Source organism: Pseudomonas sp. ADPe (assembly GCF_014843515.1).
GTDB classification, from domain to species: domain Bacteria; phylum Pseudomonadota; class Gammaproteobacteria; order Pseudomonadales; family Pseudomonadaceae; genus Pseudomonas; species Pseudomonas citronellolis.
Window position 1 is genome coordinate 5,257,974 of record NZ_CP062122.1, and the last position, 18,492, is coordinate 5,276,465.

At 66.9% G+C, this 18,492-nt stretch carries 19 protein-coding genes; 16 read left to right on the forward strand and 3 right to left on the reverse strand.

The features are described from left to right. The first annotated feature begins 17 nt into the window (after window positions 1-17). From tmk to IG194_RS23970, 4 genes are all read left to right on the forward strand, one after another. On the forward strand, window positions 18-650 hold the full coding sequence (gene tmk, locus IG194_RS23955) for a dTMP kinase (protein WP_058488942.1): 633 nt from the start codon (window positions 18-20) through the stop codon (window positions 648-650). Beyond that, window positions 643-1,629, forward strand: coding sequence for a DNA polymerase III subunit delta' (locus tag IG194_RS23960; protein WP_043267251.1), 987 nt, complete (start codon window positions 643-645; stop codon window positions 1,627-1,629). Before tmk ends, IG194_RS23960 begins: the two co-directional genes overlap by 8 nt. 34 nt (window positions 1,630-1,663) lie before the next feature. Continuing rightward, window positions 1,664-2,020 (forward strand): PilZ domain-containing protein, encoded by a 357-nt coding sequence (locus IG194_RS23965; protein WP_009621447.1) that lies wholly within the window; start codon window positions 1,664-1,666, stop codon window positions 2,018-2,020. Window positions 2,021-2,099: 79 nt separating this feature from the next. Beyond that, window positions 2,100-2,876: a TatD family hydrolase gene (locus IG194_RS23970; RefSeq protein WP_058488943.1), complete on the forward strand. Its 777-nt coding sequence runs from the start codon at window positions 2,100-2,102 to the stop codon at window positions 2,874-2,876. A 1,083-nt stretch (window positions 2,877-3,959) separates the two neighbouring features. Here the strand turns inward: IG194_RS23970 and IG194_RS23975 are convergent. Beyond that, a complete protein-coding gene (locus IG194_RS23975; protein ID WP_058488944.1) occupies window positions 3,960-5,093 on the reverse strand; it encodes an aminotransferase class V-fold PLP-dependent enzyme in 1,134 nt (377 codons plus the stop codon). A gap of 84 nt (window positions 5,094-5,177) precedes the next feature. On the opposite strand from IG194_RS23975, the gene IG194_RS23980 reads away from it, so the two are divergent. The 5 genes from IG194_RS23980 (at window position 5,178) to IG194_RS24000 (ending at window position 9,021) form a co-directional block, all read left to right on the forward strand. Beyond that, window positions 5,178-5,816 (forward strand): TetR/AcrR family transcriptional regulator, encoded by a 639-nt coding sequence (locus IG194_RS23980; protein WP_009621451.1) that lies wholly within the window; start codon window positions 5,178-5,180, stop codon window positions 5,814-5,816. 83 nt (window positions 5,817-5,899) lie between these two features. Next, window positions 5,900-6,868: a GTP 3',8-cyclase MoaA gene (locus IG194_RS23985; RefSeq protein ID WP_058488945.1), complete on the forward strand. Its 969-nt coding sequence runs from the start codon at window positions 5,900-5,902 to the stop codon at window positions 6,866-6,868. A gap of 29 nt (window positions 6,869-6,897) precedes the next feature. Further along, entirely contained in the window at window positions 6,898-7,788 is an 891-nt protein-coding gene (locus IG194_RS23990; RefSeq protein WP_009621455.1) for a radical SAM protein, read from the forward strand. Window positions 7,789-7,852: 64 nt separating this feature from the next. Beyond that, window positions 7,853-8,464, forward strand: coding sequence for a DUF4823 domain-containing protein (locus IG194_RS23995; protein ID WP_058488946.1), 612 nt, complete (start codon window positions 7,853-7,855; stop codon window positions 8,462-8,464). Beyond that, entirely contained in the window at window positions 8,461-9,021 is a 561-nt protein-coding gene (locus tag IG194_RS24000; RefSeq protein WP_058488947.1) for a DUF1285 domain-containing protein, read from the forward strand. The genes IG194_RS23995 and IG194_RS24000 overlap by 4 nt, the downstream gene beginning before the upstream one ends. A 322-nt stretch (window positions 9,022-9,343) precedes the next feature. Here IG194_RS24000 and IG194_RS24005 read toward each other — a convergent pair whose 3' ends face one another. Beyond that, window positions 9,344-10,999, reverse strand: a complete 1,656-nt coding sequence (locus IG194_RS24005; protein ID WP_043316143.1) for an electron transfer flavoprotein-ubiquinone oxidoreductase — start codon at window positions 10,997-10,999, stop codon at window positions 9,344-9,346. 346 nt (window positions 11,000-11,345) lie between these two features. Here IG194_RS24005 and IG194_RS24010 point away from each other — a divergent pair, with 346 nt between their 5' ends. The 3 genes from IG194_RS24010 (at window position 11,346) to fabV (ending at window position 14,424) form a co-directional block, all read left to right on the forward strand. Continuing rightward, window positions 11,346-12,095, forward strand: coding sequence for an electron transfer flavoprotein subunit beta/FixA family protein (locus tag IG194_RS24010; RefSeq protein WP_009621462.1), 750 nt, complete (start codon window positions 11,346-11,348; stop codon window positions 12,093-12,095). Beyond that, the gene (locus tag IG194_RS24015) at window positions 12,095-13,024 is read left to right on the forward strand and encodes an electron transfer flavoprotein subunit alpha/FixB family protein (RefSeq protein ID WP_058071006.1); all 930 of its coding nucleotides are present in this window, start codon (window positions 12,095-12,097) and stop codon (window positions 13,022-13,024) included. Before IG194_RS24010 ends, IG194_RS24015 begins: the two co-directional genes overlap by 1 nt. A 203-nt stretch (window positions 13,025-13,227) precedes the next feature. Further along, window positions 13,228-14,424: an enoyl-ACP reductase FabV gene (fabV, locus tag IG194_RS24020; protein WP_058488948.1), complete on the forward strand. Its 1,197-nt coding sequence runs from the start codon at window positions 13,228-13,230 to the stop codon at window positions 14,422-14,424. A gap of 58 nt (window positions 14,425-14,482) precedes the next feature. Here the strand turns inward: fabV and IG194_RS24025 are convergent, their stop codons facing one another. Further along, window positions 14,483-15,433 (reverse strand): alpha/beta fold hydrolase, encoded by a 951-nt coding sequence (locus IG194_RS24025; protein WP_058488949.1) that lies wholly within the window; start codon window positions 15,431-15,433, stop codon window positions 14,483-14,485. 212 nt (window positions 15,434-15,645) lie between these two features. Here IG194_RS24025 and IG194_RS24030 point away from each other — a divergent pair, with 212 nt between their 5' ends. The 4 genes from IG194_RS24030 to IG194_RS24045 all read left to right on the forward strand — a co-directional run bounded on the left by IG194_RS24030 (window position 15,646) and on the right by IG194_RS24045 (window position 18,416). Next, the gene (locus IG194_RS24030; protein ID WP_043267233.1) at window positions 15,646-16,464 is read left to right on the forward strand and encodes a substrate-binding periplasmic protein; all 819 of its coding nucleotides are present in this window, start codon (window positions 15,646-15,648) and stop codon (window positions 16,462-16,464) included. A gap of 25 nt (window positions 16,465-16,489) precedes the next feature. Beyond that, window positions 16,490-16,831 (forward strand): DUF4398 domain-containing protein, encoded by a 342-nt coding sequence (locus IG194_RS24035; RefSeq protein WP_058071003.1) that lies wholly within the window; start codon window positions 16,490-16,492, stop codon window positions 16,829-16,831. Then, window positions 16,828-17,640 (forward strand): OmpA family protein, encoded by an 813-nt coding sequence (locus IG194_RS24040; RefSeq protein WP_009621473.1) that lies wholly within the window; start codon window positions 16,828-16,830, stop codon window positions 17,638-17,640. Before IG194_RS24035 ends, IG194_RS24040 begins: the two co-directional genes overlap by 4 nt. A gap of 140 nt (window positions 17,641-17,780) precedes the next feature. Then, a complete protein-coding gene (locus IG194_RS24045) occupies window positions 17,781-18,416 on the forward strand; it encodes a response regulator transcription factor (protein ID WP_043267231.1) in 636 nt (211 codons plus the stop codon). Window positions 18,417-18,492: the final 76 nt, after the last annotated feature.

An 18,492-nucleotide genomic window follows, 5' to 3' on the forward strand; every position in this document is an offset into this window, starting at 1 on the left:
GACAGAAGGAGAGCCGAGTGAGCGGCCTGTTCGTCACCCTGGAAGGCCCCGAAGGCGCGGGCAAGACCACCAACCGCGAGTACCTGGCCGAGCGCCTGCGCGAACGCGGCGTGGAAGTGCAGCTGACCCGCGAGCCCGGCGGCACGCCGCTGGCCGAGCGCATCCGCGAGCTGCTGCTGGCCCCCAGTGACGAGCCGATGGCGGTGGATACCGAGCTGCTGCTGATGTTCGCCGCCCGCGCCCAGCACATCGCCCAGGTCATCCGCCCGGCCCTGGCCCGCGGCGCCGTGGTGCTCTGCGACCGCTTCACCGACGCCACCTACGCCTACCAGGGCGGTGGCCGCGGCCTGCCGGAGTCGCGCATCGCCGAACTGGAACGCTTCGTCCAGGGCGAGCTGCGCCCGGACCTGACGCTGGTCTTCGACCTGCCGGTGGAAGTCGGCCTGGCCCGCGCCGCCGCCCGCGGCCGCCTGGACCGCTTCGAGCAGGAAGGCCGCGAATTCTTCGAGGCGGTGCGCCAGACCTACCTGCGCCGCGCCGCCGCCGAGCCGCAACGCTACCAGGTGCTCGACGCCGCGCAGCCGCTGGCGCGCGTACAGGCCGACATCGAGGCCCTGCTGCCGAACCTGCTGGAGCGCCTGCATGGCTGAGATCTACCCCTGGCAGGCCACGCTCTGGCAGCAGCTCAGCGGCCGCCCGCGGCATGCCCACGCCTACCTGCTGCACGGCCCCGCGGGCATCGGCAAGCGCGCCCTGGCCGACAACCTGGTGGCCCTGCTGCTCTGCCAGCACCCGGCCGGCGGCCGTGCCTGCGGCCAGTGCAAGGGTTGCCAGCTGCTGGCCGCCGGCACCCATCCGGATTTCTTCCTGCTGGAGCCGGAGGAGCCGGAGAAGCCCATCCGCGTCGACCAGGTCCGCGAACTGGTGGACTTCGTGGTGCAGACCGCGCAGCTGGGCGGGCGCAAGGTGGTGCTGCTGGAGCCGGCCGAGGCGATGAACCTCAACTCCGCCAACGCCCTGCTCAAGAGCCTGGAGGAGCCCTCCGGCGACACCGTGCTGCTGCTGATCAGCCACCAGCCCAGCCGCCTGCTGCCGACCATCAAGAGCCGCTGCGTGCAGCAGGCCTGCCCGCAGCCGAGCGCCGAGCAGAGCCGCGCCTACCTGGCCAGCGTGCTGCCCGGCGAGGACGCCGCCGCGCTCGACGAGCTACTGGTCCTGGCAGGCGGCTCGCCGCTGACCGCCCAGCGCCTGTACGGCCAGGGCGTGCGCGAACAGCGCGCGCTGGTGGTGGAGGGAGTGAAGAAGCTGCTCAAGCAGCAGATCGCCCCCGGCCAACTGGCGGAAAGCTGGAACGCCGTGCCGCTGCCGCTGCTGTTCGACTGGTTCTGCGACTGGGCGCTGGGCATCCTGCGCTACCAGCTGACCCGCGACGAGGCGGGGCTGGGCCTGGCGGACATGCGCAAGGTGCTGCAGTACCTGGCGGAGAAGTCCACCCAGCCCAAGGTCATGGCGATCCAGGACTGGCTGCTGGAGCACCGGCAGAAAGTCCTGAACAAGGCCAACCTCAACCGTGCCCTGCTTCTCGAAGCCCTGCTCGCGCAGTGGGCAAGCCTGCCGGGGCCGGGCTAGAATCGGCCAATCGGATCATCGCTAGGACAGCCCAATGAGCTTGCCACCGAACCTGGGACCGCGTAACGGTATCCTGTCCCTGACCATCAAGGACAAGTCCGTACTCTATGCCGCGTACATGCCGTTCATCCGCAACGGCGGGCTGTTCATCCCGACCAACAAGACCTACAAGCTGGGCGACGAGGTCTTCATGCTGCTCAACCTGATGGACGAGCCGGAGAAGATCCCGGTGGCCGGCAAGGTGGTCTGGATCACCCCCAAGGGCGCCCAGGGCAACCGCGCCGCGGGCATCGGCGTGCAGTTCAACGACGGCGACAACACCGCGCGCAACAAGATAGAGACGTACCTGGCCGGGGCGCTGAAGTCCGACAGGCCGACCCACACCATGTAAGTCGCGCGCCGCGGCGCGCATGAGCAGAACGCAGGAGGCGCCCGCAGGGGCGCTTCGTCATTTCCGGAGTACCCATTCGATGCTGGTCGATTCCCATTGCCACCTCGACCGCCTGGACCTCGCGGCCCATGGCGGTTCGCTGGACGCCGCCCTGGACGCCGCGCGCGCCCGTGGCGTCGGGCAGTTCCTCTGCATCGGCGTCAGCGCCGACAACGCCTGGGCGGTCAAGGCCCTGGCCGAACGCTACGCCGACGTGCACTGCTCGGTGGGCGTCCACCCATTGGACCTGGAACCCGGCGCAGCCCCGGCCCTGGACTGGCTGCTGGCCGAACTGAACCACCCGCGCGTGGTGGCTATCGGCGAGACCGGCCTGGACTACCACTACGAACCCGAGGCCGCCGAACTGCAGCAGGAAGCCTTCCGCCTGCACCTGGAAGCGGCGAAGCTCACCGGCAAGCCGGTCATCGTCCACACCCGCGAGGCCCGCGCCGACACCCTGGCGCTGCTGCGCGAGGCGGCGCTGCCCCAGGCCGGCGTGCTGCACTGCTTCACCGAGGACTGGGAAATGGCCAAGGCGGCGCTGGACATCGGCTTCTACATCTCGCTGTCGGGCATAGTCACCTTCCGCAACGCCGAAGCCCTGCGCGAAGTGGCCCGCCAGGTACCGGCCGACCGCCTGCTAGTGGAAACCGATTCGCCGTACCTGGCGCCGGTACCGCACCGCGGCAAGCCGAACCTGCCGGAATACGTGCGCGAAGTGGCCGAGTACCTGGCGGTGTTGCGTGGGGTGAGCTTCGAGGTGTTGGCTGAGCAGACTACGGCGAACTTCAAGCGGTTGTTCCCGTTGGCGGTGTGATCTGATCGCCGGCCTGTATGTAGGAGCGAGCTTGCTCGCGAACTGGCCGATGACATCCGCGCACGGGTTCAACTCCGCCCCTCTCCCTAACCCTCGGCTGCGCGCCCCGCCCTGAAGGGAGAGGGAACCGTTGGGCAGGGCTTGATGTTATGGCGTTAGCCGGCAGCCTCGGTGATGTCCGGCTGGAGCCAATTCTTTTCTCGGCACGGACTGCCCCCTCTCCCGCTTGCGGGAGAGGGTTGGGGAGAGGGCGCTCTTAACCCCAACACCTACGCCCCCGGCAAACCCCATTCGCGAGCAAGCTCGCTCCTACGAAAAGCAAAAGCGGCTCTGCTCTGGCTTTTGCTCTTGGGACTTCCAGAGAAACCTCCGCGCACTCCGAAACGCCCCTTCAGAAGGCCGAACGAAACCGGCGCTCAGGAGGTCATGCGACATGGATGTCGCGAGAGCCCCGATGGGCTACAGGGACGTACCCTCGGGGCGGGCCTCCGTGGCGGGGGAGTTCGTGAGGGTAGCCCGACTCTGTCGGGCCCGTATGTCGGGGCAAGCCTTTTTGGTTCCTTTTTGCGGGGGTGGCCTTCCACCGTTTGACAAAAGGGACTCGCCCGAGGGGGCGAAACGAGAAACATCCAAGCACTCGGTGCGGCGCGCTACACCAAGCCCCCAAGCCACTGGGTTATCCCCCTTCGGGCCAGCGCACACGCTGTTCGCGATGGAGCCGCGTCCCGCGTTCGCAGAAATGACGGGGATGGAAGTGCGGGCCAAGGCTCGCGCCTACAGGCAGGAAAGGGCACGCACAGCCCAATTATTTCACGCACATAAAAAAAACCCGGGTTCTGGGGGATGAATCCGGGTCAAGACCATTAGGAGTGTAACAATAAGGTACGCGATCCTCGGTACCTTCACTGGCGGGGCACTTGGGGGGAGATGCCGCACACCAGTAAGTTGAAGTATTGGCCAAGATGGCGGAGCTTCCACAACCGCCCGGCGGTTTTTTAAACGGATTTGGAATACTGCTCCGCCCATGGCCCGCCATTTGCCGCCTGCGCCCGGGGGCAGGCCCCCTGGCTCGCGGGTTGCGGCTTATTCCCGGGCCAGGGCCGAGATGATGGCCAATGTGTCCTCTATCACCTTTTCCGGGGTGTAGAAGTGCGGCGAGAAGCGCACCCCGGCGCCGCGCTGGATGCAGACTACCTGCTCGGCCTTCAGCCGCTCGTGCAGGCGGGCGTTGTCCCAGCCGTCGAGGCTGAAGGTCAGGATGCCGGCCCGGCGCTCGGCTTGCAGCGGGCTGTGCAGGCGCGCTCCGGGGATGCGTTGCAGGCCATCCTGCAAGGCCTGTACCCGTTCGGCCAGGGCTGCGCCGACCGCCGGCATGCCGAACTCCTCCAGCAGCCCCAGGCTGGCGTCCAGGGCCACGGCGCCGAGCATGTTCGGGCTGCCGCATTCGAAGCGCCGTGCGCTGCGCGCCGGCTGCCAATCAGTCTGGTTGTAGTTGCCGGCGTTCTCCAGCATGTGCCAGCCGTATTCCTGCAACGACAGCAGGTCGCGCTCGGCGGCGCGGCAGTAGAACACCCCCAGGCCCTCGGGGCCGAGCATCCACTTGTGGCCGTCGGCCATGGCGAAGGCGCAGTCGTAGGCCTGGGCGTCGAAGGGCAGGGCGCCCAGTTGCTGGATGGCATCGATGCAGAACAGCACGCCCCGCTGGCGGCAGCCGGCACCGAGGCGCTCCAGGTCCATGCGCAGGCCGCTGGCGTACTGCACGGCGCTGATCGACAGCAGGCGCGTGCGCGGCCCGCAGGCGGCCAGCAGGTCGGCCTCGGGATCGGCGCCTTCCAGGCTCACCTGGATGACCTCCACCCCGCGCGGCTTCAGGGCTTCCCAGACGACGCGGTTGGAGGGGAATTCCTGGTCGCTGATTACCACCTGGTCGCCGGGGCGCCAGTCGAGTCCGAAGGCCACGAAGGAAAGGGCTTCGGACGTATTCTTCACCAGGGCGACGTCGCCCGTGGTGGCGGCGCCGACCAGCTGCGCAAGGCGCTGGCGCAGGCGGTTCTCCACCTGCAGCCACTGCGGATAGTCGCGCGCGCCCAGGCGGATGTTCTCGCTGGCGAAGGCGGCAACGGCGTCGGCGCTACGCTTGGGCCAGGGCGCCACGGCAGCGTGGTTCAGGTAGCGCAGGCCGGGTTCCTGGGGAAACTCGAAAGAAAGCGGATTCATGGCGGATGTTCCGTGCATTTTGTCGCTGAATAGGCATAATACGCGGCTCCGGATTTTGACTATTTTTGACCGAACAGTCTTTTTATGCAGAAAGAGCCACGCAAGGTTCGCGAATTCCGTCGTCGCGAACAGGAGATCCTCGACACCGCCCTCAAGCTGTTCCTTGAGCAGGGCGAAGACAGTGTCACGGTCGAGATGATCGCCGATGCCGTGGGTATCGGCAAAGGCACCATCTACAAGCACTTCAAGTCGAAGGCGGAGATCTACCTGCGCCTGATGCTCGACTACGAGCGCGACCTGGCGGCGCTGTTCCACTCCGAGGACGTCGCCCGCGACAAGGAACGCCTGTCGCGCGCCTACTTCGAGTTCCGCATGCGCGATCCGCAGCGCTACCGCCTGTTCGACCGCCTGGAAGAGAAGGTGGTGAAGAACAGCCAGGTGCCGGAGATGGTCGAGGAACTGCACAAGATCCGCGAATCCAACTTCGAGCGCTTGAGCCAGTTGATCAAGGAGCGCATCGCCGCCGGCAAGCTGGAGGACGTTCCCGCGTACTTCCACTACTGCGCGGCCTGGGCCCTGGTGCACGGCGCCGTGGCGCTGTACCACTCGCCCTTCTGGCGCGAGGTGCTGGAAGACCAGGAGGGCTTCTTCCAGTTCCTCATGGACATCGGCGTGCGCATGGGCAACAAGCGCAAGCGCGACGGCGACACCCCTGCCGCCTGAGCCAATGCCGGCGGCGCTTTCGGGCCGCCGCCGCGGCCCGGCGGGGATATACTGACAGAACCACTCTCCGCCGGAGTCGATCGATGATCGTCGACCGCCAGGGCAGGCGCTTCCGCAACCTGCGCGTCAGCCTTACCGCCGCCTGCAACTACGCCTGCACCTATTGCGTGCCGAACGGCAAGCGCCTGGTCGCCGCGCAGGACGAGCTGTCCGCGCAGAGCCTGGTGCGTGGCGTGGCCTACCTGATCGAGGCCGCCGGCATCGAGCGCCTGCGCATCACCGGCGGCGAACCCCTGGTCAGCCCCAAGCTCGACGAATTCCTGCATGGCGTCAGCCGCCTGGGCTTGAAGGACATCAGCCTGACCAGCAACGGCCAGTTGCTTTCGCGCAAGCTGCCGCTGCTGCTGGAATGCGGTATCCGCCGGTTGAACGTCTCCCTCGACACCCTGGACGCCGCGGCCTTCCGCGGCATCGCCCGCGGCGGCGACCTGGCCACGGTGCTCAAGGGGCTGGACGAGGCCAGCGCCGCGGGCATGAAGGTCAAGGTCAACATGGTGCCGCTGCGCGGGCAGAACCTCGACCAGGTCGTCCCGCTGCTGGACTACTGCCTGGCGCGCGGCTTCGAGCTGCGCTTCATCGAGCTGATGCGCATGGGCCACCTGGCCCGCGACGGCAACGCCTTCGCCAGCCAGTTCGTCGGCCTGCGCGAGCTGCTCGAACTGATCGGCCGCGACCATCCCTACGTCCAGGCCGACGCCCCGGTGGACGCCACCGCGCTGCGCTATGAAGTGCCGGGGCGCGGCTTCTTCGGCGTGATCGCCAACGAAAGCGTACCCTTCTGCCGCACCTGCTCGCGCCTGCGCCTGTCCTCCACCGGCTGGCTGCACGGCTGCCTGTCCTCCAGCAACCGCCACTACGTCGGCGACCTGCTCGACAAGCCGCGCCACCAGGCCCTGCCGGCCCTGCAGCGGCTGCTGGTGAAGGCCCTGGCGGACAAGCAGGAAGTGGCCTTCTCCGGCGGCGTCACGGTGATGAAGATCATCGGCGGCTGAAACCCGACATTCCCCAAGCCAAGCGATCCATGCACGACTTCCCCATTTCCTATATCGAACCGGTGTTCCGCCCGCCGAGCGAGGCGCATTCGCTGATCCTGCCGGTGACCAACGGCTGCTCCTGGAACCAGTGCGGCTTCTGCGAGATGTACACCCAGCCGCAGAAGAAATTCCGCGCCCGCGACGAGGCCGAGGTGCTGGAGGAGATCCGCCGCTGCGGCGAGCGCCTGATCGTCCAGCGTGTGTTCCTCGCCGACGGCGACGCCCTGGTGCTGCCGACGCGGCGCCTGCTGAACGTCCTGCGGGCGATCCGCGAGCACCTGCCGGAGGTGCGGCGGGTGTCCAGCTACTGCCTGCCGCGCAACCTGCGCAAGAAGTCGGTGGCGGAACTGAAGGAGCTGGCCGACGCTGGGCTGGGCATGGCCTACGTCGGCGCCGAGTCCGGCGACGACGAGGTGCTGGCGCGGGTGAACAAGGGCGAGACCTACGCCTCGACCCTCGATGCCCTGGACAAGCTCGGCCAGGCCGGCATCAAGCGCTCGGTGATGATCCTCAACGGCCTCGGCGGCCAGGGCCTGAGCGAGCAGCACGCGGACAACTCGGCGCGGCTGATGAACGCCGCGCAGCCGGAGTTCCTCTCCACCCTGGTGGTCAGCTTCCCCACCGGCGAGCAGCGCTTGCGCGAAGGCTTCCCCGACTTCCAGCCGCTGGGCCAGGCCCAACTGTTCGCCGAGGTCGAGCGCCTGCTGCAGGGTCTGGAGTTGCGCGACACCGTGTTCCGTAGCGACCACGCCTCCAACTACCTTGTGCTCAAGGGCGTGCTTGGCGCCGACAAGCCGCGCCTGCTGGCCCAGGTGCGCGAGGCCATCGAGCGGCCGCAGCAGGCGAAGTTGCGCCAGGAATGGCAGCGCGGCCTGTGATGGCGCGGAAGCTGCATCCGTCCGGCCAACGCCGGTTTTTCGACGCCGGCCGCGGAGAGATCGAATGCGCTACCTGTTGTTGACCCTGGCCCTGGCTGCGCTGGCCGGCTGCATGAAGCCCAGCGACATGGCCGAACGCACCGGCTACTACATGGGCGACGCCGGCTTCCTCGACCACAGCCACACCCGCCGCACGGGGAACTGGCGGGTGCAGCCGGACTCCTTCATCTACATCGCCCAGGGGCACTTCGTGCCGCCGGGGCATCCCTACGCGCGGCCCAACGTGGTGGCGGAGGAGGCCTTCAAGGGCTTCGTCGAATACTTCCCGCAGGTGCGCCGGGCCAAGGTCCCGGAGGGCCTGGACGAGGCCATGCAGGAGGCGCGGGCGGCCGGCGCCGACTACCTGCTGTACACGCGCTTCGCCCGCGGCGAGGACAATGTGGGAAACTGGGAAGAGTATGAAGACACCGACAACAACGTCGGACGCGACCGCAGCGTGATCCAGGTGATGCTGATCGACACCGGCAACCGCTTCCTGCTGGACAGCGCCACCATCCGCAGCCGCGGCGGTTTCCTGACGTTCTACGACGCCCGGCCCGAGGACCTGATCGGGCCGCCGCTGGAAGACTACGCCCGCAGCCTGCTGGGGGTGAAGGCGACCGAGGAGTTCCAATGACCGATACAGGCAAGGCCGGCGACCTGCTGGCGCAGATTCCCGCCAGCAAGGGCCTGCCGCCCGTGCACCTGTGGAACCCGCCGTTCTGCGGCGACATCGACATGCGCATCGCCCGCGACGGCACCTGGTACTACCTGGGCACGCCCATCGGGCGCAAGCCGATGGTCAAGCTGTTCTCCAGCATCATCCGCCGCGATGGCGACGACTACTTCCTGGTCACCCCGGTGGAGAAGTGCGGCATCCGCGTCGACGATGCGCCTTTCGTCGCCGTGACGCTGAGCGTGGAAGGGCAGGGCGAGGCCCAGCAACTGCGCTTCACCAGCAACGTCGAGGACGAGTTCGTCGCCGGCCCCGAACACCCGATCCGCGTCGACATCGACCCGCAGACCCAGGAACCGGCGCCCTACGTGCTGGTGCGCAGCAACCTGGAGGCGCTGATCCACCGCAACGTCTTCTACCAGCTGGTCGAACTGGCCGTGCCGCGCCTGATCGATGGCCGGGAATGGCTGGGCGTGTGGAGCGGCGGCGAGTTCTTCGCCATCGGCCCGCAGTCGTGACCGGCGGGTCCCGGAGCGGCCGGTAGTTCGCGGAAGGTGTCGCTACAGCGGTTGGGGCCTCAAGCCCCTGCGCCCGTACTCCTTGTAGGAGCGCGCCCTGCGCGCGATTCGCGGGCAGGGCCCGCTCCTACGAAAAGCCGTGCTCGCCTGCAATGTAGTCGTAGGATGGGTTGAGCGAAGCGATACCCATCACCACGACCGCATGGGTTTCGCAGGCTCAACCCATCCTACGAAGAGCACCTCGGCGCAGGCACAAAAAACGCCGTTTCCTGTGAGGGAAACGGCGTTCTTTCTACGCGACGGCCTTACATGTTGGGCTGATTTACATATTGGGATAGTTCGGCCCGCCGGTGCCTTCCGGGGCGATCCAGGTGATGTTCTGCGCCGGGTCCTTGATGTCGCAGGTCTTGCAGTGCACGCAGTTCTGCGCGTTGATCTGGAAGCGCTTGCTGCCGTCGTCGTTGCTTACCACTTCGTACACGCCGGCCGGGCAGTAGCGCTGCGCGGGCTCGTCGTAGAGCGGCAGGTTCTTGGCGATCGGCACGCTCGGATCGGTCAGCTTGAGGTGGATCGGCTGGTCTTCCTCGTGGTTGGTGTTGGAGAGGAACACCGAGGAGAGCTTGTCGAAGCTCAGCTTGCCGTCCGGTTTCGGGTAGTCGATCTTCGGCGCTTCGCTGGCCTTCTTCAGGCAGGCGTAGTCCGGGGTGGTGTCGTGCAGGGTGAGCGGAATCTTGCCGCCGAAGAAGTTCTGGTCGATGAAGTTGAAGGCACCGCCGCCGATGGCGCCGAACTTGTGGATGGCTGCGCCGAAGTTACGGCTGCGGAACAGCTCGTCGTACAGCCAGCTGGCCTTGAAGGCGTCCACGTAATTGGTCAGCTCGTCGCCGCCTTCACGGCCGGCGGCCAGGGCTTCGGCGATGGCCTCGGCGGCCAGCATGCCGGACTTCATGGCGGTGTGGCTGCCCTTGATCTTGGCGAAGTTCAGGGTGCCCAGGTCGCAGCCGATCAGCGCGCCGCCGGGGAAGACCATCTTCGGCAGCGAGTTCAGGCCGCCCTTGCAGATGGCGCGGGCGCCGTAGGCCACGCGCTTGCCGCCTTCGAGGTACTGCTTGATCACCGGGTGGTGCTTGTAGCGCTGGAACTCGTCGAAGGGCGACAGGTGCGGGTTGCTGTAGGACAGGTCGATGATCAGGCCGACCACCACCTGGTTGTTCTCCAGGTGATAGAGGAAGGAGCCGCCCGGGTTGTCGTCGTTCAGCGGCCAGCCGGCGGTGTGCACCACCAGGCCCTGGTCGTGCTTGGCCGGGTCGATGTCCCAGATTTCCTTGATGCCGATGCCGTAGTGCTGGGCGTCGGCGTCGCTGTCGAGCTTGTACTTCCTGATCAACTGCTTGCCGATGTGGCCACGGCAGCCTTCGGCGAACAGGGTGTACTTGGCGCGCAGCTCCATACCCGGGGTGTAGTACCCTTCTTTCGGATTGCCTTCGCGGTCGACGCCCAGGTCGCCGGTGACGATGCCGCGGACCACGCCGTTCTCGTCGATCAGCGCTTCCTGGGCGGCGAAGCCCGGGTAGATCTCGACGCCCAGGCCTTCGGCCTGCTGGGCCAGCCAGCGGCACAGGTTGCCCAGGGAGATGATGTAGTTGCCCTCGTTGTGCATGGTCTTGGGCACGAAGAAGTTCGGCACCTTGGTGGCGGCCTGGTCGTTCTTCAGGACGTAGATGTCGTCGCGCTTGACCGGGGTGTTCAGCGGGGCTTCGAGTTCCTTCCAGTTGGGGAACAGCTCGTTCAGCGCGCGGGGCTCGAACACGGCGCCAGAGAGAATGTGGGCGCCTACTTCGGAACCCTTCTCGACCACACAGACGCTGATTTCCTGACCCGCGTCGGCGGCCTTCTGCTTCAGTCGGCATGCGGCGGACAGACCGGCAGGGCCGGCGCCGACGATGACGACGTCGAATTCCATGTATTCGCGTTCCACTTCTCGATCTCTCCTAACTCAAGGCTCTACAGGCTATTTGTTGGTATGGGGCCGGGGGCGCTACCCCGGACAGAGCGGGGCGCAATTATAGCGACAGGGCCCAGCATAGTTATACCCCCCGTTTTGGGCAATACAAACGTTTGTTTGAAATGCGCGGAAGCCTGATAGAATCGGCTTCCGCGCCTTATGAACGGGCATTCACGCGTATTGACCCGACAGGGCGATGCGGTCAAGATAGCCACGGTTTTGCGGTCGCGGTCTCGCTGGATGTAGTCGCAGATGGCGTGCACTACCGGCCAGGCCTGTCTGGCGACATTCCTATTCACCGGAGAAAAACGAGGAATCCATGAAGGTTCTTGTAGCTGTCAAACGAGTGGTTGACTATAACGTCAAGGTCCGCGTCAAGGCGGACAACTCCGGCGTCGATCTCGCCAACGTGAAAATGTCCATGAACCCCTTCTGCGAAATCGCCGTGGAAGAGGCCGTGCGTCTGAAGGAAAAAGGCGTCGCCACTGAAATCGTCGCCGTCTCCGTCGGCCCGACCGCGGCCCAGGAACAACTGCGCACCGCCCTGGCCCTGGGCGCCGACCGCGCCATCCTGGTCGAGACCAACGAAGAACTGAATTCCCTGGCCATCGCCAAGGCCCTGAAGGCCGTGGTCGACAAAGAGCAGCCGCAGCTGGTGATCCTCGGCAAGCAGGCCATCGACAGCGACAACAACCAGACCGGCCAGATGCTGGCCGCGCTGACCGGCTACGCCCAGGGCACCTTCGCCTCCAAGGTCGAAGTCGCTGGCGACAAGGTCAACGTCACCCGTGAAATCGACGGCGGTCTGCAGACCGTTGCGCTGAACCTGCCGGCGATCGTCACCACCGACCTGCGCCTGAACGAGCCGCGCTACGCGTCGCTGCCGAACATCATGAAAGCGAAGAAGAAGCCGCTGGACGTGGTGACCCCGGACGCCCTCGGCGTTTCCACCGCTTCCACCGTGAAGACCCTGAAAGTGGAAGCTCCGGCTGCCCGCAGCGCCGGCATCAAGGTCAAGTCCGTGGCTGAACTGGTCGAGAAACTGAAGAACGAGGCGAAAGTAATCTGATGGCTATCCTGGTAATCGCTGAGCACAACAACGGCGTCCTGGGCGCTGCCACCCTGAACACCGTCGCTGCCGCACAGAAGATCGGTGGCGATGTCGCCGTGCTGGTCGCCGGCCAGAACGTCGGTGCCGTGGCCGAAGCCGCCGCCAAGATCGCGGGCGTTGCCAAGGTGCTGGTCGCCGACAACGCCGCCTACGCCCACCAACTGCCGGAGAACGTCGCTCCGCTGGTGGCCGACCTCGGCAAGGGCTACAGCCACATCCTGGCCGCCGCCACCACCAACGGCAAGAACTACCTGCCGCGCGTCGCCGCGCTGCTGGACGTCGACCAGATCTCCGAGATCATCGACGTGGTCAGCGCCGACACCTTCAAGCGCCCGATCTACGCCGGCAACGCCATCGCCACCGTGCAGTCCTCGGCCCCGGTCAAGGTCATCACCGTGCGCACCACCGGCTTCGACGCCGTCGCCGCCGAAGGCGGTTCGGCTGCCGTCGAGCAGGTTTCCGGCCCGGCCGATGCCGGCAAGTCCGCCTTCGTCGGCGAAGAGCTGGCCAAGTCCGACCGTCCGGAACTGACCGCCGCCAAGATCGTGGTCTCCGGTGGCCGCGGCATGGGCAACGGCGACAACTTCAAGATCCTCTACGCCCTGGCCGACAAGCTGGGCGCCGCCGTCGGCGCTTCCCGCGCCGCCGTCGACGCCGGTTTCGTGCCGAACGACATGCAGGTCGGCCAGACCGGCAAGATCGTCGCCCCGCAGCTCTACATCGCCGTGGGCATCTCCGGTGCCATCCAGCACCTGGCGGGCATGAAGGACTCGAAAGTCATCGTGGCCATCAACAAGGACGAAGAGGCGCCGATCTTCCAGGTCGCCGACTACGGCCTGGTTGGCGATCTGTTCGAACTCGTACCGGAGCTGGAAAAGGCCGTCTGAGCCTGAACCGCTGACGAAGGAACCCGCTCCCAGGAGCGGGTTCTTTCATTTCGGGCCCCGGGTTTCCCGTGTTCGCCGCAGGGGATGACCCACTGGTCACGAATCTTCTCCCGGTTGCGCCCAAGAGAAGGTGTCTCATCTACAATGCGCGACGTCTTCAGTACCTGAACCTGTTCTAACGGCACCTGGCAAACGAGGTTTTCATGATCATCAAACCGCGCGTGCGTGGCTTCATCTGCGTCACTACCCATCCGACCGGCTGCGAAGCCAACGTCAAGGAACAGATCGAGTACGTCGAGGCGCATGGCCCCATCGCCAACGGTCCGAAGAAGGTCCTGGTGATCGGCTCGTCCACCGGCTACGGCCTGGCCGCGCGCATCAGCGCCGCCTTCGGCGCCGGCGCCGCCACCCTGGGCGTGTTCTTCGAGCGCCCCGGCAGCGAGACCAAGGCCGGCACCGCCGGCTGGTACAACTCGGCGGCCTTCGAGAAGTTCGCCCACGCCAAGGGCCTGTATGCCCGCAGCATCAATGGCGACGCCTTCTCCGACGAGGTGAAGAAGGTCACCATCGAAACCATCAAGCAGGACCTGGGCAAGGTCGACCTGGTGGTCTACAGCCTGGCCGCCCCGCGCCGCACCCATCCGAAGACCGGCGAAGTCTTCAACTCGGTGCTCAAGCCGGTGGGCAAGACCGTCAACTTCCGCGGCCTGGACACCGACAAGGAAGTGATCAAGGAAAGCGTGATGGAGCCGGCGACCCCCGAGGAAATCGCCAACACCGTCGCGGTGATGGGTGGCGAAGACTGGCAGATGTGGATGGACGCGCTGCAGGAAGCCGGCGTACTGGCCGATGGCGCCAAGACCACCGCCTTCACCTACCTGGGCGAAGAGATCACCCACGACCTGTACTGGAACGGCTCCATCGGCGCCGCCAAGAAGGACCTGGACCAGAAGGTCCTGGGCATTCGCGAGAAGCTGGCCGCCACCGGTGGTGACGCCCGCGTGTCGGTGCTCAAGGCCGTGGTCACCCAGGCCAGCTCGGCCATCCCGATGATGCCGCTGTACCTGTCGCTGCTGTTCAAGGTGATGAAGGAGAAGGGCACCCACGAGGGTTGCATCGAGCAGGTCGACGGCCTGTTCCGCGACAGCCTCTACGGCAGCCAGCCGCACCTGGACGCCGACGGCCGCCTGCGCGCCGACTACAAGGAGCTGCAGCCGGACGTGCAGGACAAGGTGAAGGAACTGTGGAACCAGGTGACCAACGAGAACCTGTATCAGCTGACCGACTTCACCGGCTACAAGACCGAGTTCCTGCGCCTGTTCGGCTTCGAGATCGCCGGGGTGGACTACGAGCAGGACGTCAATCCGGACGTGCAGATACCCGGCCTGATCCAGCTTTAAGCGCTGATCTTCGCTCCGCACAGAACCGGCGCCCAGCCGCCGGTTCTGCATTCCGGCTTCAGCGAATCGCGGTGCGCTGGGCCCTGGCCTGTTCGAGGAAGTCCAGGTAGTGGCTGGCGGTCTCTTCCGGGCGTTCGATCATCGGCACGTGGCCGCAATCGCGCAGGATGGCCACGCTGGGATGCCTGAGCAGCGGCTTCATCACCTCGATGCTGGAAACGTCCAGCACGCGGTCGCGGTCGCCCCACAGCAGCAGGGTGGGTGCGGTGATCTTCGGCAGTTCCGGCTCCAGCGGGATGTAGCGCTCGCGCAGCTGGCCGAAGATGTAGGCGTTGAGCTGGCTGCGCTGCACGCCGCGCTCGCCCAGGTACAGTTGCAGGCGCTCGGGCATCGGCGGGCGCTGGTAGAAGACGAAGTCCATCAGCCCGGAAAAGTCCTCGGGGCGGCTCAGCACCAGCGGGTTGGACTTCCCGCCGAGCAGACGCTTGAACAGCTCGCTCTGCTGCGGGGCCATGATCCCGGCGTTGTCGAACAGGCCCACGGAGAAGGCCATGTCCGGATGCCGCGCGGCCATCAGCGCGACTATCTGCCCGCCCATGGAGTTGCCCACCAGGTGCAGGCGGCCGATGCCCAGGGCCTTGGCGAAGTCCACCAGGCGCTCGGCCTGGGTGCCGACGTCGTAGCTGATGGCCTGGGGCTGGCTGCTTTCGCCGAAGCCGGGCAGGTCGGGGATGAGCACGTGGTAGCGCGAGGTCAGGTAGCGGGCGAAGCGCGGCCAGTTGTCCTTGTCGGCGCCGAAGCCGTGGACCAGCAGGACGGTCTCGGCCTCGCGCGGGCCACCCTCGTAGTAGCGGATGTCCAGGCCGTCGACGCGCACGCTCTGCTCGTCCAGGCCGGCGCGGGTGCGCTCGACGAACTGGGCGCTGGCCAGCAGGGTGGAAGGGAAGGCGTAGAGCACGCCGGCGCCGGCGGCCAGCAGCAGGACGAGGGCGAGCAGGACTTTCTTCATCGGTGATCCTTGTGACCGGGGTAGCGGAAATCGAGGGGCGGGAAGGGAACGCGACGGTTCCCGGCTTGGCGTATCCACCTGAACAGTGACATGCTGCACTGGCGTCCGAATTCGCCTAGTCTGACCCTTCGCTCAGAACTTTTTCTTACAGAAGCTAGCATGCCGTCGTCATACGCACCGCCCTCCCTTTCGCCGGTTCGCGAGGACCGCGCATGATCAGGCGCAGCCGCGTCCTGCTGGCCATGGTCGGCCTGCTGGCGCTGTATGCCCACGCCCAGAGCAGCCAGTGTTCGGTGCTGGTGGCCAGCGGCAACCCGGAATACCCGCCGTTCCTCTGGCGCGACCCCGCCCAGCCGGAGCGCCTGGTCGGGGCCAGCGCCGAGCTGCTGGAGCAACTGGGCAAGTCCATGGGCGTGAGCATCCGCGTGCGCTACACCGGCTCCTGGGCCCGCGCCCAGGAAGAGGCGCGCCTGGGCCGCGTCGACCTGCTCGCCGGCGCCTTCCTCACGCCCGAGCGCGAGGCGATCATGGACTACATCCGCCCGGCCTTCCTCAGCACCGACAACGTGGTCTGGGTGCACAAGGGCGAAGGCTTCCCCTACGCCCGCTGGGAAGACCTGCGCGGCCACAAGGGCGGCACCCTGGTGAACAACAGCTTCGGCGCCGCCTTCGACGACTTCGCCGAGCAGCAGCTGACCCTGGAAGAGGTGCCCAGCGTAGCCCAGGCCTTCCAGAAGCTGGCCCTGGGGCGCACCGACTACGTGCTCTACGAGCGCTTCCCCGGCCTGGCCACGGCGGCCCGGCTGGGCCTGCAGCAGCGCCTGCAACCGCTGGAGCCGCCGATCTCCAGCGAAGGGCTGTACCTGACCCTGGCCCACGCCTCGCCCTGCTACGGCCCGGAACTGCGCGGACAACTGCAGGAAAAGATGACAGAATTGATTGCCGCCGGCGTACCGCAGCGCCTGTTGCAGCGCAACCTGCAGCGCTGGCAGGCCGAGCAAGCGCGGTCCGCCGCCTCTCCCACGCAGTAGAGAAGATTTCGTGAGCAAGCCAAGCATGACCCTCCCCGGGCTGTTGCTGTGCGCCCTGGCGGGATGCGCCAACGACCCGCTTCCCAACGAGCAGATGCGTCTCACCGAGCAGGCCCTGGACCAGGCCCGGGCGGTCGGCGCCACGGACGCGGTGGCCGAGTTCAAGCTGGCCGAGGACAAGTACCAGGCCGCCCGCGAGGCCCTGGCCGGCGCCGCCAACAAGCGCGCCCGGCAGCTCGCCGAGCAGGCCGAACTGGACGCGCGCCTGGCCGAGGCCAAGGTGCTGACCGGCAAGAGCGCCGCGCAACTGGCCGAGCAGGGCAAGAGCATCCAGCGCCTGCGCCGTCAGCTGGGGGAAGTGAAATGAGCCCGCGCCGGTTGATGCCATGCGGCCTGGTCGCCGCCGCCCTGGCCCTGGCGGGCTGCACCCACGGGCAGCTCGCCGAGCAGTCCCTGGAGCGCGCGCGCAGCGAGTTCCAGGCGGTCAAGGACGACACCGGTGTGCTGCACAGCGCGCCGCGCGACGTGATCCGCGCCGGCGAGTCCCTGGCCCGCGCCGAGCGCCTGTCCAGCTACTGGGGCAGCAACGACGACGTGCTGCAGTACGCCTACCTCAGCCAGCGCTACAGCGAGATCGCCCGCGAGCGCAGCAACCTGGCGCTGAACCAGGAGCGCCTGGCCCGCCAGCAGCTCGACCGCGAGCGCCTGCAGCTGGCCCTGCGCGAGGCCAAGCTGGCCAGCGTGCAGGAGCAGAGCAAGTGGCTGGAAGAGCAGATGGTCAGCCTGGCCACCGACCAGACCGAGCGCGGCCTGGTGCTGACCCTCGGCGACGTGCTGTTCGACAGCGGCGAGTCCGACCTCAAGCCCGCCGCCAACCGCACCGTGCTCAAGCTGGTGCAGTTCCTCCAGCTCAACCCGCGGCGGGTGATCCGCATCGAGGGCTACACCGACAACCAGGGCGACGAGCAGGAGAACCAGCAGTTATCCCGGGACCGCGCCCAGGCGGTGGCCGACGTGCTAACCGACCTCGGCGTGGACGCCAAGCGCATCCAGGTGCAGGGCTTCGGCGAGGCCTACCCGGTGGCGGACAACGCCTCGTCCCTGGGCCGCGCGCAGAACCGCCGCGTGGAAATAGTCTTCTCCGACGACAAGGGCCAGCTCGGCGCCCAGCGCTGAGCCCCCGGCGCCGGGCGGGCCGGCTCGGCGCTGCTAACCTGTTGGCAGGGCGGCATCTCGAAGCTGTTCGAGGGTCGCCTTGGCGAAAATACGCCGATGGGACCACCCCACTCCGGGGCGTCCGCCAGCAGGAACCCGCAATGCCCTTCAAACGTGAAACTCTCAAAGCCCTCGTCGCCGATGCCCAGCCGCTGACCGGCTGGGGGTTGCAGCGCTACCTGGCCGACCAGAGCCAGGTGCAGGTGCTGGACTGGGTCACCGATACAGATTCGCTGCTGCGCCAGTTGAGCGAACGCCCCGACCTCGATCTGCTGATCACCGAGATGGCCTTGCCCGGCTCGCGCGGGCGCGATGGCGTGCACTTGCTCGAATGGCTGCAGCGCAACTACCCGCAGCTCAAGGTGCTGGTCTACTCGGTGTCGGGGGCGCCGCTGATGGCGCGGGCCTCGCTCAAGTGCGGCGCCAGCGCCTATGTCTGCAAGCGCAGCCCGTTGTCGGTACTGGACGAGGCGGTGACGCGGATTCGCCAGGGGCTGGCCTACACCGACCCCACCCTGCGCCCGCAGCGCCATACCGGCCAGCCGCTGAGCCCCACCGAGATCGACATCCTGCTCCGCCTGTCCCATGGCGCCACGGTCGGCGAGATCGCCGAGCGCACCAGCCGCAGCGTTTCCACCATCAGCACCCACAAGCGCAACGCCATGAGGAAGCTGGGCGTGACCAACGACGCGCAACTGGTGATCGCCGGCATGCTGGACTGGCTCGGGGAGTTCTGAGGCGCTCTGGCGCGCGGCCTGCGCCGATCATCGGCGGCGGGCTGTATCGGCATGTTTCCCTGCTACTGTTCTGGAA

What these genes read in the sequence shown, in the direction of transcription:
- IG194_RS24025 (WP_058488949.1), bottom strand. Translation starts at nt 15,433, where the DNA reads ATGAAGAAAGTCCTGCTCGCCCTCGTCCTGCTGCTGGCCGCCGGCGCC.
- IG194_RS24000 (WP_058488947.1), top strand. Translation starts at nt 8,461, where the DNA reads ATGACCGATACAGGCAAGGCCGGCGACCTGCTGGCGCAGATTCCCGCC.
- IG194_RS24010 (WP_009621462.1), top strand. Translation starts at nt 11,346, where the DNA reads ATGAAGGTTCTTGTAGCTGTCAAACGAGTGGTTGACTATAACGTCAAG.
- IG194_RS23995 (WP_058488946.1), top strand. Translation starts at nt 7,853, where the DNA reads ATGCGCTACCTGTTGTTGACCCTGGCCCTGGCTGCGCTGGCCGGCTGC.
- IG194_RS23975 (WP_058488944.1), bottom strand. Translation starts at nt 5,093, where the DNA reads ATGAATCCGCTTTCTTTCGAGTTTCCCCAGGAACCCGGCCTGCGCTAC.
- IG194_RS24015 (WP_058071006.1), top strand. Translation starts at nt 12,095, where the DNA reads ATGGCTATCCTGGTAATCGCTGAGCACAACAACGGCGTCCTGGGCGCT.
- IG194_RS23960 (WP_043267251.1), top strand. Translation starts at nt 643, where the DNA reads ATGGCTGAGATCTACCCCTGGCAGGCCACGCTCTGGCAGCAGCTCAGC.
- IG194_RS24030 (WP_043267233.1), top strand. Translation starts at nt 15,646, where the DNA reads ATGATCAGGCGCAGCCGCGTCCTGCTGGCCATGGTCGGCCTGCTGGCG.
- IG194_RS23980 (WP_009621451.1), top strand. Translation starts at nt 5,178, where the DNA reads ATGCAGAAAGAGCCACGCAAGGTTCGCGAATTCCGTCGTCGCGAACAG.
- IG194_RS23965 (WP_009621447.1), top strand. Translation starts at nt 1,664, where the DNA reads ATGAGCTTGCCACCGAACCTGGGACCGCGTAACGGTATCCTGTCCCTG.
- IG194_RS23990 (WP_009621455.1), top strand. Translation starts at nt 6,898, where the DNA reads ATGCACGACTTCCCCATTTCCTATATCGAACCGGTGTTCCGCCCGCCG.
- fabV (WP_058488948.1), top strand. Translation starts at nt 13,228, where the DNA reads ATGATCATCAAACCGCGCGTGCGTGGCTTCATCTGCGTCACTACCCAT.
- IG194_RS24035 (WP_058071003.1), top strand. Translation starts at nt 16,490, where the DNA reads ATGACCCTCCCCGGGCTGTTGCTGTGCGCCCTGGCGGGATGCGCCAAC.
- IG194_RS24040 (WP_009621473.1), top strand. Translation starts at nt 16,828, where the DNA reads ATGAGCCCGCGCCGGTTGATGCCATGCGGCCTGGTCGCCGCCGCCCTG.
- IG194_RS24045 (WP_043267231.1), top strand. Translation starts at nt 17,781, where the DNA reads ATGCCCTTCAAACGTGAAACTCTCAAAGCCCTCGTCGCCGATGCCCAG.
- IG194_RS23985 (WP_058488945.1), top strand. Translation starts at nt 5,900, where the DNA reads ATGATCGTCGACCGCCAGGGCAGGCGCTTCCGCAACCTGCGCGTCAGC.
- IG194_RS23970 (WP_058488943.1), top strand. Translation starts at nt 2,100, where the DNA reads ATGCTGGTCGATTCCCATTGCCACCTCGACCGCCTGGACCTCGCGGCC.